This is a genomic window from Chthoniobacterales bacterium (genome assembly GCA_035274845.1).
Classification (GTDB): domain Bacteria; phylum Verrucomicrobiota; class Verrucomicrobiia; order Chthoniobacterales; family UBA10450; genus AV80.
In genome coordinates, this window is sequence record DATENU010000011.1 from 172,336 (window position 1) to 188,803 (window position 16,468).

Genomic DNA, 16,468 nt, shown 5'->3' on the forward strand with positions numbered 1-16,468 from the left:
CGCGAAAAGGTTGGCCTCGCAAGTTCAAATGAACATTTCGCTGTAGCGGCGGTCTCTGACCGCCGAACGAGTTATGTCGAATCCTCGACGGTCAGAGACCGCCGCTACAGGGTCAATTGAAAGGCCAGCTCATCCAATTGCGCGGACCAGCGCCCCAAGTAAGCGAATCGTTGATACAGGATCGCGAGCTCCTCGAGCTGTTGCATCTCCGTTTGCCGCAAACGCGATTCAGCCGCGTTGCTGAGTTCCTGAACTTTGTCCCGCAATCCGCCAACCTCCTTTTGCGCGCCGATAACCTCCACCTTGAGCAACGACTTGGTCAATGGGTTTGACGCCGCGCGCATTTTTTCCAGCAACCGCGTGGCGCTCTGGTTCAACGCGCCGATCTGGAGAAAAATCTCCTGCAAATCCAACGGCACCGCCTGGTTCGCCGCCGGCGCCCGGTTCTCGAGGCTCAACAAATGATGCAGCCGCCGCTTCGGATCCTGCAAAACCTGGTAAGCCTTGTTGAGCTCGGCGAAGCCGCCGCCTTCCGGGCCGCGCGCCGAATCCGGATGCTGCTCCAGCGTCTTCCGGTGAAAGATTTCTTTCAGCGCCGCAGGATCCAGCCACGGAACGCGTGGCTGATCGAGAAGCGCGAAATAATCGATCATGCAGCAAAACTCTCGCCGCAGGAACAGTGGGCTACCGCGTTGGGGTTCGTCACCTTGAACCCGCCCTTCTGCAGATCGTCGCTGTAATCGAGAAGCGACCCGCTCACGAAGAGCGCGCTCTTCGGATCGACCACCACCCGCACATTGGCCGATTCAACCATGATGTCCCGGTTCGCCGGGCCATCCACCAGGTCCATCTTGTATTGCAACCCCGAGCAGCCGCCGCCGATCACCGCCACCCGCAGCGCTCCCGTCGCGCGACCCTGCTTTTCCAGGAGCGAATTCAGTTTCCGAGAAGCGTTCTCGGTCACTTTGATGAGGCGCTCGTTCCCGATCTTGTAATTGATCGGCGCGGCGGTGGAAGCGGCTTCAGACACGAGGAGATTTTAGTTCCCCGTGGATAGACGGCAAGTGGCGCCTGTGTCCCCTTTGCTTAGGAAAGTCCGGCATTCATCGCGAAGCGGACTAGCCTCGCGACATTGCGGGCGCCGGTCTTCGTCATCAGGTTAGCCCGGTGCGTTTCCACAGTCGGAACACTGATAAAAAGTCGTCCTGCGATTTCCTTAGTGGTCAGGCCTCCCGCAATCAGCTTCAGGATCTGGCGTTCGCGCGGAGTTAGCCGGACGTTGACACCCGCATCGCGCCGCCGTGGCCCGCCCCCGGAGCAGAAGTAGCGCTGGCCGCGGCTAACCCGATCCACCGCCAGAAGAAAATCGTCCCAGCTATCTGTTTTTTCGACGAAACCGTCCGCGCCACAGTCGTTGGCCTCGCCGAACCAATTTTCCTTCGGGAACGCGGTGCAAAGCAAAATTCGGGTCGCGGGTGACGCCCGACGAATATCTGGGACGGCGGCGACTCCGCTGCGGTCCGGCAAGTTAACATCGAGAACGAGAAGATTGGGCTCGAAACGGCGACAGACCTTGACCGCGTCTGCCGCGGTGCCCACTGCGGCGACGACGTCGTAGTGCTTGTCGCCGCGAGTCAATTCGCGGGAGATCAAATCGCGCATGAAGGCGTGATCGTCCGCCACAGCCACGCGCGGGTGGTTGCTGAAAGGTTTGACGACTGGGGGTCGGCGCAAAATTGCGCTCATGGTTTTCCACGATCCGTCCGAAGTCCTCAACATACAAGCGGAGGTTTGAATCGAATTGCTTCCCAGCGAGCGCCGGAAACCACAAGCGTTCGGCAAAATCGAAAAAAATCACGGTTTTACATGACTAGACGGAGCACAGGTCTGCCCGCATGATCCGCCCTCAATCGTCTCTTTGAGAACGAGCTAACCACATCCTCTATGAGCACAGCCCCATCTTTCTTTCGCCCGTTCGTCGTTCCGCTCATTATCCTGGCCGCCTGCTTCGCAACTCAGAAAGCGACCGCGATCGACGGACTATTATTGCAGGACGCCTACGTCAGCTCGACCGATCAGATTAATTATGGGACGAGTGGCGACCTGAGGGTTTACTACAATGAGAATGGCATAACCGGGATCATTATCATCGGGCAATCCGCCTCGATGCGCGCCTTTCTAAAATTTAGCATTGCCACGCTGCCGCCCGGCACGACCGCGACTGACGTTACCCAGGCTCGGCTCAACCTCTGGGTAAATAGCTCCTCGTCCACCACCGGGAGGATCACACTCACTCCCGTAACAAGCGCATGGGACGAATCAACTCTGACCGGGAGCGATCGCGTCAGTTTCGGTTCCCCGAGGTACGAAAACTTGTCCATCGATGCCATCGGCCAGTTCGTCAGCATTGACGTGACCGACTGGGTCCGGGGCTGGCTCGCGGGCACGCTCGTCAACGAGGGATTTGTGATCGAACCCAGTGATGGCAGTTCCGACATGGATCTCTATTTTGACAGCAAGGAATCCACCCAGACGAGCCACGAGCCCAGGCTCGAAATTGTTTTGGCTGGGCCTGCTGGACCGCAAGGGCCACAGGGTTTCCAAGGTCCTCAAGGACCGCAGGGATCACAAGGTCCTACCGGTGCAACGGGTCCGGCCGGTGCGACCGGCCCGGCGGGTCCTCAAGGTCCTGCCGGTTCGCAAGGGGTCCAGGGCCCCGCTGGATCACCGGGTGCGACCGGACCGCAGGGACCGCAAGGGCGGAGTTCTGCTATTGCGTGGGGTTATTCGACCAACACGACTTCGGTCCCGCCCCTGTCCGACGGCGAAGTTCGTTTTAACAATTCGAGTCTCGGGTCCGCTACCGAGATGTATATTTCGCGCTCGGACAATTGGGGTTCGATCCAAACCACTGAAATCGATCGCTGGGATGATGGCGCCTCGGGCGTACTATATATTCGCGATCTTCTCCTCGGCCGATCTCAGGAGTTCGCGATCACGGGCGCGATCACTACCACCGGCAACTGGTTTACTGTCCCGATCGCGCGGGTCGGTGGCAGCGGCACTTGGACCGATCTGCAGGAGGTTTCCATCATCTTCGTGCCGAACGGAGCCCCTGGCGCCGCTGGAGCCGAAGGTCCCCTGGGGCCGCAGGGTCCGATTGGGGTGACCGGCCCACAAGGACCCGCGGGCGCGACCGGCCCGCAGGGCCCCGTCGGGCCAGCCGGCGATCCAGGAATACCCGGGGTGACCGGACCGCAGGGACTCCCGGGTGATGCTGGTCCGGCTGGTCGCACAATCCTGCATGGGTATGGCCCGCCTGACACCTCGCTGGGCGAAGACGACGACTTTTACATTGACCTGCTGGCTCGGCAGTTATACGGGCCGAAAGCTACTTTTTGGGGCGATCCCTTTGATCTGGTGGGGCCAACCGGAGCCAACGGCGTCGATGGGACCGTTTGGCGTCTTGGATATGAAGTTCCCCAGTATCCGGTCACGGAAGGCAACGTGGGGGATTTCTTTTTCAACCCGCAGACCGGCGACTACTATGTGCTTAGCGTCCAATTCGGCGGCGGACATTTTTACGGTCTTGTTGGCAACCTGAAGGGCCCGCAAGGAGATCAGGGACAGCCCGGCGAGACCGGGCCGCAAGGCACCCAGGGTCCTCCGGGAACCTGGCCGACGCACCTCGCTCCTCTCGGCGATTTGTCGATGGGCGAATTCACGCAAGGCCCGACTCCGTAATCGCTGCGACGCGCTCCTTTCCTTTTCATGAAACCGGCCGCGCCCGATAACTGCAACGGAGTTACTCGACTCCGCGTTTTGCTTGCACTTCTTTTATGCGGGTTGCTTCCATTTCTTGCGTTTGCTGCCGCGCCGGCCTGGTGGGCAGAACGCGGAGTTACCGTGCCGAACACGTCGGCGGATGATTACGCACCGGCAAACCAGGGTCAGCTCAAAAATATTGCCAAAGCCGCCGTTGCCGAGATGGACGACAAGCTTCCCGGCGGTGCCGGCGACGAGCTGCATAATTTGGTTACGAGCTGGGCGACTCCGTCACCACAGACCAACGATTTTGCTCCGCTCAATCTCGGCCAGTTGAAGAACGTGGCAAAGCCGTTTTACGACCGGCTGATTGCCGCTGGTCTCGCCAACGCCTATCCTTGGACCGGCAGCGCGGCGCCCGCCGACGACTTCGCCGTCGCCAACCTCGGCCAGGTAAAGAATCTCTTCAGTTTTGACGTTTCTTCGGGGGACGTGTCGAACGCGTTTGGTCAAGTAAAACGAAATCCAAGAAAGAAGGACTGACCCCGTTTGGCTGACCGATACTCCCGGCTGCCTACTGGCGGTTAAAGAGGAATCCCGTCCGGCCACCTAGACACCCGCTTTCGGCGGTTTCAAACCGCCGCTCCTTGGAGCTCCATGTGGTTCGACGCTATCTCGTCGATCTCGGCGAGGGAAGAGACGTGCTGGAATTTTTCGCGGAGGAGTTTGGCGTGGGGGAACGCTTTCGAATAGGCCATGAGCCGGGCGCGCATCGAGCGGATCGCCTGGTCTTCGCGGCCCCATTCTTCGACGGCCAGCTGGCAATGTCGCTGAATCAGTTCCCATTTTTCTTCGAGGTTGGGCGACGGCAGATGTCCGCCGGTCGCGAAATAATGTTTCACCTGGCTGAAAATCCAGGGAGCGCTCATGGCGGCGCGGCCAATCATGGCACCGGCGATGTTTGTCTGGGCCCGGCGTCGGATGACATCGGCGCCACTCGTCAGGTCGCCATTGCCGATTACGGGAATGGAGACAGCTTGCACGACTTCGCCGATCACTTTCCAGTCGGCTTCGCCAGAATAACCCTGGGCGCGGGTGCGGCCGTGCACGGCCACCGCCTGGATTCCGGTCTCCTCGAGAATCTTCCCGACGCGCGGCGCGTTAATTGAATCGGCATCCCACCCGATTCGGATCTTCGCGGTGACCGGAACGGGCGCCACTGCGCGCACGACCGCTTCCGCGACCGCGGTGAGGGTTGGGCAATCCTTCAACAGCGCCGAGCCGCCATTCTTCGCAACCACCTTGTTGACCGGGCAACCGAAATTCAGATCGATGAAATCAGGGCGGACCCAATCGACCACGTGCTTCGCGGCCTCGGCCATATGCGCGGCGTTCCCGCCAAAAAGCTGAACGCCGACGGGGCGCTCGCACTCGTCAAAGTCGAGATACTCGCGGGTCCGTTCGTTGCGGCGAAAAACGCCTTCCGCCGAGACAAATTCCGTCACGAGCACATCCGCGCCGCGTTCCTTGCAAAGCTGCCGGAAAATCTTATCCGACACTCCTGCCATGGGCGCGAGATAGAGCGGGAAACCGGAGAACCAGGGTAGCGGCGAGTGCATTCGAAAGGGAACATCACATGAAAACGGCGATGACGCAGGCGGATCCAGGGCAATCTGCCTGCCGGCTGTTTGGCGCGAATTGTCTTGAGAGTTTTAACCCGGAGAAACAGCCTGACAAATCATGCTAATCGTCCTTCCCGGGCCGAACGGTGAGATGGCGGTGAACATATCCGATTTCTGGCAAGACCAGCAGGACCTTGGAGTACGAGGCTGGGTCTCGGCCGAAGCAGGGCCACCGGACGGCTTGGAATTCATTTATGACCGTAACGTCGTGCCCGTGACCTCGTGGCATTCGCGTGACGATATTGCCGCCAAGGGCCCCAGCGCGTTCCGCGGCAAGGCGGGCGGGTTGACGTTCCATTCCACCCACTTCGCGTTCCCGTTGCACGAGAGGCCCTGGGATTTCTGGCGCTACACCGATCAGGCCCTTCGGGTTCTTTTTTCTCCGCCGCTAGGGTTTGAAGTGATTCGATGTCATTTCGATACGCCCGCCAGAATGCATCCTGATCGCCAGCGGGAGGACTTGATGCACTTGCCCTTGGAGCCGGTCTGGGTGGGGCATCAGCATCCTGGCGCGAGAAGTGTCCGACCTTGACGCTAGGAAATTCGTCTGGTCCGCTTCGGTGGAAGCCTGCCTCGGGAGTGAGTCACGTTATCCTCTCCCCGGAGCCAGTTCCTCTGCCTGACCACGCGTTCCCGTCCGCGCTACGTTGCGTTCTTTAGCAACTGCGAAACTTCCTGCTGGACGTGTTCGAGTTCATCGAGACGTAAGTGAACGTCGGGAACGATGAAAACATCGCCGCTCTTCGCATGTTCGTAGATCAGCGCCGGCCGGGTTTCGGTTTCGCCGGTCTTGATTTGCTTGAGCACCCGTTTTCGCTCGAGCATCACCGCGAGGACGAAACAGGTGTTGGCGTTAGCCGCGTCCTTCTGCGCGAGGAGCCGGCGCAAGAGCTCTTCTGCATTCTCCTTCGGAAGCGCCTCCGGCGGTTCCGCCGGAGGCGCTTCGTAGCGGCTCTTCCAGAACGAAAATGGCTGGATGTTTTCATTGCGCTGCGCCCAGCCTTCTTCGCTGAGATCTTCCCGGCGGAACCCGTCCCCTTCGCGAAACAGGAGCGTGTAGAATTTCTCGCCCGGTTCAAACGGGCGCTGCGTTTTCGCGCAGACGTCCGCGCGATGTTTTATCGGCCAGTCATTTGCCAGCGAAGGATTCATCGCGCGAGGACGACCCGCCCTTCTCGCAGGAAGCTGAGCCGGGGCGGCTCCCGATTTGTGGCCCGGTAATAAATGAGAACCAACCCGAGCAGGCCAAAGATCAGGTTCGGCGCCCAGGCCGCGGCCCATGGATTGATGCGGGCTCCCTCGCCGAGAGCCAGGGAAAGATGCGTCACAAAATTCATGGCGAAGGCCAGAAGGACAGCGGCCGCTACACTCGAGAGAATGCCGCGGCGCGAATATCCGATGCCGAGCGGCGCGGCGATCAGTGCCACCACCAGACAGTTCCAGGGCAGCGCCAGCCGATGCTCCAGATGGGTCGCGAACGGCGCGAGCAGAGTGGCCGGAAAATCCGAGTTGAATTGCAAGTAATCGTGCAATTCCGGCACGCTCAGGAATTCCGCGCGCATGTTGGCGCTGCTCAGGCGAAACGGCGTTTCGCTCCAATCGTTGATCATGAGCGACTCGGTGTAGGGGATGATCTCGGTGATATTGCCCGCCTGATCGTAGCTGACTATCTTCAACTTGTTGAATTCCCACGCTTTGGATTCGGGATGATAAGTGGCGCTCGTGGCGATGTAATTCCTGACGATGTTATCCTGGGCGTCCTGTTGGATCACATGCACCGTGGTGAAGTCATTTTCGCCCGGAAAAAATTGCTGGATAAACCAGGTGCGATTGTCGGTCCGGTTGCGAAAAACCTGCGCGACAAGCCCCAACTGCCGCCGATACGACAGCGGATCGTCCAGCTTTTTGTGGGCATACTCGGCGTGAGGCGCGAGCGAGTAATTCAGGAGCAGGCTGGCCCCGCTGGTCAGGCCGGCGGCGATCAAAAGAGGAGAGATGATTCGCGGCAGACTAACCCCGGCGGTGAGCATGGAAACGATCTCGTTCGAGCGCGACATCCGGCCAAGGCTAAAGAGCAACGCCAGGAGCAGGGCGACCGGGAGCAAGATAACGAGGATTTGGGGCACCTGGGCGAGATAGTATTTCAGAATCAAAACCTTGGAGATGCGCTGATCCAAAAACGTCGAGATGTTGTCGCTGATATCGAAAATGAACCAGATCGAGATGAACCCCGCGATGCAGTACAAATACGCCTGGAGAAAATAACTCAGGACGTAGCGATCGAGGAGTCTCATGGAGAATTTGCGAATTTTGGATTTCGATTTTGCGCTCTAAGTTACCATTTCCGCGGAACCATTCGACCGGCTCATACACAAATCGCAAATTGCAAATCGGCAACTCCGACATTAGATCGCGAGCACGCGAACCCGTTCGGTGTCGCAATTCCTAAACGTGATCGCATTACGAGATTCCCTCGAGGGTGACTTCATCGAAGAGGTGCGCTCCCTGTTTTCGCCCAACGGCTTGTTGTCGCGGGCCCGGAACTTCGAGTACCGGCCCGAACAGCAGGAGATGGCGGTGGCGGTAGCCCGCGCTCTGGAGGAGGAACGCCATCTGGTGGTCGAGGCTGGGACCGGGGTAGGCAAGTCGATCGCGTATCTCGCCCCTTCGATCCTTTATGCGATTCAGCAGAAAAAGAAGGCGGTTATTTCCACCCACACGATCAACCTTCAGGAACAGCTTCTGCACAAGGACATCCCGATCCTGAAGAAGGTCCTGCCAATCGAATTCGAGGCGGCGCTCATGAAGGGCCGGCAGAATTATCTTTGTCCCCGCCGGTTGGAGCGAGCGCTGCAACAGGCCGGCGAGCTGTTTACCACCTCGGAGAGCGCCGAGCTGGCCCGGATCGCAGATTGGGCGCGAACGACGAAGGATGGAACGTTAAGCGATCTGGCCATCGAACCGGATCCGAAGGTCTGGATCCAGGTTTGCAGCGAGGCCCATGTCTGCACCGCCAAGACCTGCGGGCAGAATACGAATTGTTTCTTTCAGCAGGCTCGTAAGCGGTTGCTGGCCGCCGACCTCATCGTCATCAATCACACTTTGCTTTTCATGCTCCTTGGGAGTCCGGAAGAACAACTTCAGCGCGAGAGCGGGTACCTCTTCCCGAATGATTTCATCATTTTCGATGAGGCCCATACGGTGGAACAAACCGCGTCACGGCATATCGGCATTGGTGTATCGCAATATGGTTTACGGGCCACGGTTCAGCGCCTTTACAACGCCCGGACCAAGAAGGGACTTTTCACCGTTACGCGAGACGCCGCCGGCGTGACCCTGGCAGCCACGCTCGTCGACGAGATCGACGCTTTTTTCCGCGCGATCGACGAACGCTGCGATTTCCGGAAAGGCCGCGAGTTTCGCATTCGCACCGCCGATTTCGCCCCGGACACAATCTCCGGGCGCTTGATCGCCCTCCAGGCCCGGGTTGCTGAAGTGGTGAAGCGGACTGAGGACGAATTTCTGAAGGCGGAGTTGCAGGAATTGGGGCGCCGAATTCACGATGCGCGGGTCGGGATCGTCACTTTCCTGGAGCAGGGCGCCGAAGGGTATGTCTATTGGGTGGAACGCACCGGAAAGGCCGCCCAGTTCCTCACCCTCAACGCGGCGCCCATCGATCTCGCGCCCGTGTTACAGCGAATGATTTTCCGGGACGATTGCTCCTGCGTGATGACCAGCGCCACTCTCGCGGTCGGCCGGCCGGACCTGGCGTATTTCCGCGAGCGGATCGGCGCAGCGGAGGTGGAGCCGTTGCAGCTCGGGAGCCCTTTCGATTTTCCCGAGCAGATGAAGCTGTTCGTCGTCCGCAAAATGCCGGATCCACGCGATGCCGATTACGGGAAGGCCCTGGCCCAGTGGGTCGGGCATTTCGTCCTGGAAACGGCAGGACGTGCTTTTGTCCTTTTCACGAGCTACCGGGTCATGCTGCAGCTGGCAGGAGAGATGGAGGAGTTCTTTGCGGAGAACGATCTGAACCTGCTCGTGCAAGGGCAGGGGGCGCCGCGTGGCAAGCTCCTGGAAGAATTCAAAACGAAGCCCCGCAGCGTCCTTTTTGGGACCGACAGTTTTTGGATGGGCGTCGATGTGCCCGGGGACGCGCTCTCCAACGTCATCATCACGCGGCTGCCGTTTGCGGTTCCAGACCATCCGTTGATCGAAGCCAAATTGGAGTTCGTGGAAGCGCGCGGCGGAGATGCTTTCACGGAATATTCGCTGCCGGAAGCGATCCTGAAGTTGCGGCAGGGGGTTGGTCGCCTCATCCGGACGAGAAGCGATCAGGGGATTGTGGTGATCCTCGACAATCGAATCGTGACCCGTCCTTATGGGCGTGCGTTCTTAAGCGCTCTGCCGGAATGTCCGGTGAAAGTGATCTGAACCCCGATAGTTAGGGCGCGTTTGATCGTGGTAGGAATTCTCCTACAGCGTTCGAACTTTATTTTTATTGCCTACATATAAAAAAGTGATCACGATGCAGGTCACAACCCCCCAAACGCGCCCCCCAAAACACAAACCCTCAAAATAGAAAGAACCCCAATGAACAAGGCATCCCTCAGTTCACGCGGCTTAATCGGCTTCGTCCCCAGCTCAATTGGCATCCTCCTGGCTCTCCTCGTGATGGTCGCATTCCCAAGTTCCTCCGTCCTCGCAGATCAGTGTGCTGAGGTGGAGTTTCACGAGACTGGGAATTGTTGTATTCATAACATCTATGTGAGTCTGAGCACGGCCACCAGCGGAGCAACTATCTTCGTTACGTCGAGCACAACGTACATGCCGGCAGATCCCACGCACAACGGCAGCACTCCCACCGGCACCACTAGTACCTGGGTAGGGCCAAATTTTGTGGTGCCCCCCGGTGGACGGTTGGACATCAAAGCAATCGCCTATAAAGCGGGTTCCACCGATTCGGCTGTGACCGAGTATTTGGTCGAGAACTACTAAACCCGTTTTGCCTCTTTCGGAATAAGGGCCTGCGGGAACGTAAACGACGGTCGAGGAAGACAAGCAAGCGGCGACGCCCATCGTTTGTTCGAACGGTGGGCGCCGGGAGCCATTAGTGCTTGGATCGCGACGCCAAATTGCTTTTGAGAATAAGCTGCGGTCCTGGCAGCGGCGCGGAAAGCCGGTGTTTTCTGGAGGCCTGATCTCTTTAGGTTGATCCCATGCAGCGCTTCGCTCTCCCGATTATCCTCGCGATCACCTCGCTGCTGATTGGTGTAGTCATTGGCCGCTATACTTCTTCGCCCAGCCAAGATATTTCGCCCCGCAACAACCCACGCAGCTCCCTGGATTCCTCGGCCATTAACCCGATAAATCCTCCCGCTGTTTCTCCGCGCAAGAGAGTTGTTGAAGAATCAGATGCAGCTTCTGCCGAAACCGCGGATTCGGCGGAAAATATTATCGCCAAAATCAAGGCCGCGCTCGGGCGTTCAAGCAGCCGTCATACTTACGCTACCTTCAGCAAGCTGGCGGAAAAAGTGGACCTCTCCAATTTGGGGCAAGTCCTCGCCTTTGTGCAGACCCTCCCGAACCCGCAGGAGAAAAGCATGCTCATTTCGCTCTTTGTCGCGCGTTGGGCGGAGCTCGATTCCCGGGCTGCCATCGCTTACGCGGAGGCGCTTCCCGCGGGCACCGCGCGAAATTGGGCCCTGACCAGTGTGGTGAGCGGCTGGGCCGAACATGATTCGGCCGCGGCGATAGCGTGGGTCCAGCAATTGCCGCCCGGACCGATGCGTGACCAGGCGTTGCAAACCGTCGTTGCCAGTCTGGGAGAAAAAGATCCGCAGGCCGCGCTTACGTTTTTGGAAAACCTGCCCCCGGGCCGGAATCGACAAAATCTTTACTGGCCTGTCTTTAGTAAATGGACAGCCAGCGATCCAGTCGCCGCGGCGGAACGCGCGTCGCAATTGCCGCCTGGATCGAACCGGGAGACGGCGTGGCAGGTAGTCGGTTCGACCTGGGCGAATCAGGATCCCGAGGCAGCCTTAGCCTGGGCGAATACTTTGCCTGCGGGGCAGGGGCGGACCAACGTCCAGCAAAGTGTTTTGGCGAACTGGGCCGTGAAAGAGCCGGAAAAAGCGGCGCAAGTCATTCTGGCCCTGGCACCCGGGCCACTGCGCGATCAATCGATTAACAATGTCGCGCGGCAATGGGCGCAGACAGATGCGCGCGCGGCGTTGAATTGGGCCCAGGCCTTGCCGGCAGGCGATAGCCAGAGCAACGCGTTGCGATCGGTCCTCGTGAGCTGGGTCCAATCCGATCCGACCGCAGCCGCGCAATACATCTCGGCGTTGCCGCCGGGCAAGGCGCAGGAAGAAGCAACCATGGCGGTCGCGTTCCAGCTCGCCAAAAGCGATGTCCAGAGCGCCATGACCTGGGCCCAGAAACTTCCTTCTGGTCCGCAACGGCAATCCGCCCTGGTCAATATCATTGCCCAATGGAGCGAAGGGGATCCCCGGGCCGCGGCAAATTTTGCCCTGCAAGCGAGCGATCTGGATGCCCGAAAAACGCTGCTCGAAAATGTTTCCCGGGTCTGGAGCCGCAGCGATCCCCAGGCAGCTCTCGCCTGGGCTGGAAATCTGCCGGACGCCGCCGTGCGCGATCTGGTTTTTCCCGCCCTTATCGCCGCGGTCGCAGAATCCGATCCGCACCAAGCCGCGACATTATTGTCGCGTCTCTCCACATCCGAAGCGCAAACCGACGCGACCGCAGGCCTTGTCGGGCAATGGGCCAGCAGCGATCCGCAGGCAGCCAGTCAATGGGCCGTCTCCCTGCCGGAAGGTAAAATCAGGCAGCAAGCTGTTGAGAGCCTGATCAATCGCTGGTCGGAAAGCGCTCCCGCGGCGGCGGGCGCATGGCTGGGGACGTTGCCAGGCGGCGCTTCCCGCGATACGGCAGTGGCGGCTTATTCCCGCCGGATTTTTTCCACCGATCCCCAAACTGCCTTGGGCTGGGTCGAAACGATCGGAAACCAAAACCTGCGCGAGTCGCAGTTGGAATCGATCGTGGTGGGCTGGCTCCGCAGTGACCCGGGGAGCGCCGCGGCCTGGCTGAGCCACTCGTCGTTATCGCCGGAAATGCGAGCGCGACTATTGTCGCAGGGGCGATGAGCGAGGTCATGAGCGCGACTGCGAGATCGAAGGCGAAAGAACGCCAGACCGAAATCGCGCGCTGGATCTTCGAATCGTGATCTGGTCCCAGCGAGGGGGCTTTTTGCAGGCGCTACCGGAATGCCCCGGTGAAAGTGCTTTGGTTAGCGGTTCCGGCGGAAGGAGTTACCGGCTAAAATTCAAGCTTGACTACAAATATCATAATTTACACGATGCGCTCCCACTCTCTCATAAGGGGAGAAACGGCAATCCACGACAGAATCCAAATCATGCACAAAAAAACTAAATCCATCCTTCTGGCTCTGGTGGTCGGAGCCATCGCAGCGCCGCTCCTTTACGCGGCCAGTGTTCACTTCAAGGGCGGTTCGCCGACCTTCTCGGATCAGGGAACGACCCTTAAAACGTGTTTCAGTCTGGCGGGCCTCGGCAACGGGGACGTCACCATCACCGTAAAGACGACCGGTTCGGCAACGACCCTCTGCACCAACCAGGGAGGCAACACAGCTCCCGGTCAAAACAAGACGCCCGTCGCGCCCAGCGCCCAGCAGACCTTCCCTTCTACGCAGATTAAGAATGGAAATCTCAGCGCGTGCCTGACTACGGCGCCGCCACCGGCGCCCAGCGCGTCCGAAGCAGGCTGTCCGAACTCCAACTGGTCAACGAGCTTGACGGATGTTTCGTTCGACACGGCGCAGATCACCGTCGTGCAAGGCGGTCAGGTAGTGCTTCAGCAGACGTTCCGGCCCTAATCGAGGGGAAACGTTGTTCTTTTGACGATGCGCCGCTGCGTCACTGCGGCGGCGCATCGCTCATTTTCGGGTCGGACAAAATTTGTGCTTGGCGGCAAGCGAAGCTTCTTTATACTCATCTGAACATATCTTGTTCCGTGGAGAAATAACTCAATGCTTCCGTTAAAGACGAAAATCGCTCTCGGGATAGCCCTGCTGTTGCTGGTCCTTGCTTTTGTCTTTCGGTTTTCGGAGCATCCTTCCGGGCCGGTGCGGGAAATTGCCGTCGAAACGAAATCCGCCCCGGCGTCTCTTCCAAGCCCGCCTCCTGCGGTAACTATCGCCCGGGACGATTCGGACATTTCGCAAAGCTCGCGAGACGACTCCGCCGTTTCCGATGTTTCCAGCAACGCTCTCATTGCCAAAATCAAAACGGCCCTGGCCCATTCTGGGAGCCGGCATACTTATGCCACTTTCAGCAAGCTCGCTGAAATGGTGGATGCAAAAAACGTCCGGGAAGTGCTGGCCTACGTCGAAACTTTGCCGAAACCGCAGGAAAAGAGCATGCTCATTTCGCTTTTGCTTGGGCGATGGGCTGAATTAGAGCCGCAGGCGGCGATGGCTTATGCCCAAACTCTTCCTCCGGGAAGCGCGCGAAACTGGGCCATTACCAGCGCAGTCAGTGGTTGGGCGGAACACGATCCAACGGGAGCCACAGCCTGGGTCCAGCAGCTCCCGGCGGGTCCCGCGAAAGAGCAGGCAATGCAAACGATTGTTTCGGCCTTGGCCGATCGAGATCCGCAGTCCGCGCTCATTTTTTTGCAAAGCCTGCCGGCCAGTCGCAATCGCCAAAATCTTTATTGGCCTCTTTTCAGCCGATGGGCGACGACCGATCCAGCGGTAGCCGCGGAGCGCACCCAGCAACTCCCGGCGGGAAGCAATCGCGATACAGCAATTCAAGTGGTTGGTTCGACTTGGGCGAACCAGGATCCGGAAGCAGCCTTCGCCTGGGCCAACACCTTGCCGGCGGGACAGGGCCGCAATAACGCGCTCCAAACCATTTTAGCGGGTTGGGCTAACAAAGATCCACAAAAAGCCGCTGAAGTTCTTGCCACCTTGCCGCCGGGGCAGGCGCGTGATCAATCCATTAACAATGTGGCCCGACAGTGGGCTCTGACGGATGCACGCGCAGCCCTGGCCTGGACCCAGGAATTGCCTCCCGGTAATGCGCAACAAAATGCTTTGCGGGCGGTCCTGGCGGGTTGGGTGCAATCGGAGCCCACGGCCGCGGCCGAATACGTTGTCCAATTACCGCCCGGGAAAGCCCAGGACGAAGCGACCATGGCGATCGCGTTGCAATTGGCGAGCAGCGATGTCGAAAGCGCCGTTCGCTGGGTGCAAAAACTTCCCGAAGGAACAGCGCGCCAAAATGCCCTGGCCAGTATTACTTCCCAATGGAGCGAAGTTGATCCGCGAGGCGCCGCCGATTTCGTGCTCCAAACGAGTGAGGCGGACGGACGCAAAGGGTTGCTTGAAAATATTTCCCGCCAATGGGCCCGGAATGATTCCCAAGGTGCGCTCACCTGGCTCGGCAACTTAACCGACCCCGCTCTGCGCGATACGGTCTTGCCGGGCGTCATCGCCGTTATCGCGGAATCAGATCCGCGCGAAGCGGCGAAATTATTGTCGCGCTTATCGACAAACGATGCTCAGGCGAACGCCACCGCGGCCATCGCCTGGCAATGGGCCGAAAGCGATCCGCAATCGGTCAGCAGCTGGGTCGCTACTTTCCCTGAAGGCAAAACCCGCCTCCAGGCTTTTGAAAGCTTGATGAATCGTTGGGCGGAAAGCGATCCTTACAACGCTGCTGTCTGGCTCGGCACCTTGCCCCAGAGTGAATCGCGGGACGTCGCCGTATCCTCTTTCACGCGGAGAATTGTTTCGTCCAATCCCGAGGCTGCCGCCCAATGGGCTGAATCGATTGGCGATCAAAGCATGCGCGATCGGCAAGTCGAATCGATCGCTACCACTTGGCTGCGAATCGACGCCAGTAGCGCCACAGCCTGGGTTACTCATTCATCGCTTCCCCCTGAAACGAAAGCCCGGCTGTTGGCCCAGAATAGATAAGGTCCCCAGAGATGGGTGAGATTTCTAAATCCAGGGCGGCCAAAGAGCGGCAGGCCGAAGTGACCCGTATCCTGGATCTCTTGCATCGATGGGGAATTGATACGCTGGGTCAATTTGCAGCTTTGGAAAAAGAGGCGGTCGGAGCACGCCTCGGTGCGATCGGGCTCGAGCTTTGGGAGCGCGCCCGCGGGAAGACGACACGTTTGCTCAAGCTCGTCACTGCCCCGGAGTCTTTCGCGGAAGCATTCGAATTCGAAAATGAAATCGAGACGAGCGAGCCACTCCTCTTCATTCTCCGCCGGTTTCTTCAGCAATTCTCGGTGCGGCTAAACGCGCTGCATCTCGTGGCGAGCGAGCTTCAGCTGGAGATCAGCTTTAGCGACAAGAGCAATTACGCTCACCACTTTAAGATCCCCGAGCCGACCAACAACGTCGAAACGCTTTTCCGGATGCTGCATACGCACCTGGAAAATTTCACCTCGCAGGCGCCGATCATTGCCGTCGCGCTCAACGCGAACACGACCAAACCGTCGTTCGAACAATTCCACCTGTTTGAGACTGCTTTGCGCGATTCGGGGCGCCTCACCGAAACGCTCGCGCGCCTGACTGGTCTGCTTGGCTCCGATCGCGTCGGCAAGCCGGTGCTCCTGGAAACTCATCGGCCCGATGCCTTTCGGATGGAGCCGTTCGCCTGGCAGCTCCCGGAAAAAAAGGCTGATGCTTTTCCGCCGTTGCCCGCGTCTGCTTTGCGCCGTTTTCGTCCGCCGCTGCCGGCCTCGGTGTTGCTCGCGAAAAGGCGGCCCGCTCATTTGCGCAGCGCGATGGTTCAGGGAGCGGTGCGCGGTGAAAAAGGGCCTTACCTTCGCTCGGGAAATTGGTGGGACAAAGATGCCTGGAACCGGGCCGAGTGGGACGTGGCCCTCGAAAACGGCGCGCTCTGCCAATTCCATTCCAATGGCGGCCAATGGGCGCTCGATGGGATTTATGATTAACGGAGCGC

At 59.1% G+C, this 16,468-nt stretch carries 15 protein-coding genes; 9 read left to right on the forward strand and 6 right to left on the reverse strand.

Annotated elements, in window-relative coordinates:
• Positions 1–104: 104 nt before the first annotated feature.
• The 3 genes from VJU77_07350 to VJU77_07360 are packed head-to-tail and all read right to left on the reverse strand — an operon-like array spanning position 105 to position 1,746.
• Positions 105–653, reverse strand: coding sequence for a DnaJ domain-containing protein (locus VJU77_07350; GenBank protein ID HKP03170.1), 549 nt, complete (start codon positions 651–653; stop codon positions 105–107).
• Entirely contained in the window at positions 650–1,030 is a 381-nt protein-coding gene (locus VJU77_07355; GenBank protein HKP03171.1) for an iron-sulfur cluster assembly accessory protein, read from the reverse strand. Before VJU77_07355 ends, VJU77_07350 begins: the two co-directional genes overlap by 4 nt.
• Positions 1,031–1,086: 56 nt before the next feature.
• Positions 1,087–1,746: a response regulator transcription factor gene (locus VJU77_07360; protein HKP03172.1), complete on the reverse strand. Its 660-nt coding sequence runs from the start codon at positions 1,744–1,746 to the stop codon at positions 1,087–1,089.
• 198 nt (positions 1,747–1,944) lie between these two features.
• Here VJU77_07360 and VJU77_07365 point away from each other — a divergent pair, with 198 nt between their 5' ends.
• Positions 1,945–3,744, forward strand: a complete 1,800-nt coding sequence (locus VJU77_07365) for a DNRLRE domain-containing protein (GenBank protein HKP03173.1) — start codon at positions 1,945–1,947, stop codon at positions 3,742–3,744.
• 27 nt (positions 3,745–3,771) lie between these two features.
• Entirely contained in the window at positions 3,772–4,308 is a 537-nt protein-coding gene (locus VJU77_07370; GenBank protein HKP03174.1) for a hypothetical protein, read from the forward strand.
• 89 nt (positions 4,309–4,397) lie between these two features.
• Here VJU77_07370 and dusB read toward each other — a convergent pair whose 3' ends face one another.
• Complete coding sequence (gene dusB, locus VJU77_07375) at positions 4,398–5,384, reverse strand: tRNA dihydrouridine synthase DusB (protein ID HKP03175.1); 987 nt, start codon at positions 5,382–5,384, stop codon at positions 4,398–4,400.
• 121 nt (positions 5,385–5,505) lie between these two features.
• Between dusB and VJU77_07380 the strand changes: the two genes are divergently transcribed.
• A complete protein-coding gene (locus tag VJU77_07380) occupies positions 5,506–5,979 on the forward strand; it encodes a hypothetical protein (protein HKP03176.1) in 474 nt (157 codons plus the stop codon).
• Positions 5,980–6,089: 110 nt separating this feature from the next.
• Here the strand turns inward: VJU77_07380 and VJU77_07385 are convergent, their stop codons facing one another.
• Together VJU77_07385 and VJU77_07390 are read right to left on the reverse strand one after the other, a co-directional pair.
• Complete coding sequence (locus VJU77_07385; protein ID HKP03177.1) at positions 6,090–6,599, reverse strand: hypothetical protein; 510 nt, start codon at positions 6,597–6,599, stop codon at positions 6,090–6,092.
• Positions 6,596–7,741, reverse strand: coding sequence for an LptF/LptG family permease (locus VJU77_07390; protein ID HKP03178.1), 1,146 nt, complete (start codon positions 7,739–7,741; stop codon positions 6,596–6,598). The genes VJU77_07385 and VJU77_07390 overlap by 4 nt, the downstream gene beginning before the upstream one ends.
• A 157-nt stretch (positions 7,742–7,898) precedes the next feature.
• Here VJU77_07390 and VJU77_07395 point away from each other — a divergent pair, with 157 nt between their 5' ends.
• The 6 genes from VJU77_07395 to VJU77_07420 all read left to right on the forward strand — a co-directional run bounded on the left by VJU77_07395 (position 7,899) and on the right by VJU77_07420 (position 16,460).
• Entirely contained in the window at positions 7,899–9,881 is a 1,983-nt protein-coding gene (locus VJU77_07395) for a helicase C-terminal domain-containing protein (GenBank protein ID HKP03179.1), read from the forward strand.
• Positions 9,882–10,040: 159 nt separating this feature from the next.
• Positions 10,041–10,445 carry a hypothetical protein gene (locus VJU77_07400; protein ID HKP03180.1) on the forward strand — a complete coding sequence of 135 codons (405 nt, stop codon included), beginning with the start codon at positions 10,041–10,043 and terminating at the stop codon, positions 10,443–10,445.
• Positions 10,446–10,666: 221 nt separating this feature from the next.
• Complete coding sequence (locus VJU77_07405; protein HKP03181.1) at positions 10,667–12,613, forward strand: hypothetical protein; 1,947 nt, start codon at positions 10,667–10,669, stop codon at positions 12,611–12,613.
• Between the two features lie 269 nt (positions 12,614–12,882).
• The gene (locus VJU77_07410) at positions 12,883–13,362 is read left to right on the forward strand and encodes a hypothetical protein (GenBank protein ID HKP03182.1); all 480 of its coding nucleotides are present in this window, start codon (positions 12,883–12,885) and stop codon (positions 13,360–13,362) included.
• 153 nt (positions 13,363–13,515) lie between these two features.
• Entirely contained in the window at positions 13,516–15,468 is a 1,953-nt protein-coding gene (locus VJU77_07415) for a hypothetical protein (GenBank protein HKP03183.1), read from the forward strand.
• 11 nt (positions 15,469–15,479) lie between these two features.
• A complete protein-coding gene (locus VJU77_07420) occupies positions 15,480–16,460 on the forward strand; it encodes a hypothetical protein (GenBank protein ID HKP03184.1) in 981 nt (326 codons plus the stop codon).
• Positions 16,461–16,468 lie beyond the last annotated feature (8 nt).

Bases quoted from the DNA above. Each gene is read 5' to 3' on its own strand.
- dusB (HKP03175.1), bottom strand. From the start codon at position 5,384: ATGCACTCGCCGCTACCCTGGTTCTCCGGTTTCCCGCTCTATCTCGCG.
- VJU77_07385 (HKP03177.1), bottom strand. From the start codon at position 6,599: ATGAATCCTTCGCTGGCAAATGACTGGCCGATAAAACATCGCGCGGAC.
- VJU77_07400 (HKP03180.1), top strand. From the start codon at position 10,041: ATGAACAAGGCATCCCTCAGTTCACGCGGCTTAATCGGCTTCGTCCCC.
- VJU77_07380 (HKP03176.1), top strand. From the start codon at position 5,506: ATGCTAATCGTCCTTCCCGGGCCGAACGGTGAGATGGCGGTGAACATA.
- VJU77_07415 (HKP03183.1), top strand. From the start codon at position 13,516: ATGCTTCCGTTAAAGACGAAAATCGCTCTCGGGATAGCCCTGCTGTTG.
- VJU77_07350 (HKP03170.1), bottom strand. From the start codon at position 653: ATGATCGATTATTTCGCGCTTCTCGATCAGCCACGCGTTCCGTGGCTG.
- VJU77_07410 (HKP03182.1), top strand. From the start codon at position 12,883: ATGCACAAAAAAACTAAATCCATCCTTCTGGCTCTGGTGGTCGGAGCC.
- VJU77_07365 (HKP03173.1), top strand. From the start codon at position 1,945: ATGAGCACAGCCCCATCTTTCTTTCGCCCGTTCGTCGTTCCGCTCATT.
- VJU77_07360 (HKP03172.1), bottom strand. From the start codon at position 1,746: ATGAGCGCAATTTTGCGCCGACCCCCAGTCGTCAAACCTTTCAGCAAC.
- VJU77_07420 (HKP03184.1), top strand. From the start codon at position 15,480: ATGGGTGAGATTTCTAAATCCAGGGCGGCCAAAGAGCGGCAGGCCGAA.
- VJU77_07390 (HKP03178.1), bottom strand. From the start codon at position 7,741: ATGAGACTCCTCGATCGCTACGTCCTGAGTTATTTTCTCCAGGCGTAT.
- VJU77_07405 (HKP03181.1), top strand. From the start codon at position 10,667: ATGCAGCGCTTCGCTCTCCCGATTATCCTCGCGATCACCTCGCTGCTG.
- VJU77_07370 (HKP03174.1), top strand. From the start codon at position 3,772: ATGAAACCGGCCGCGCCCGATAACTGCAACGGAGTTACTCGACTCCGC.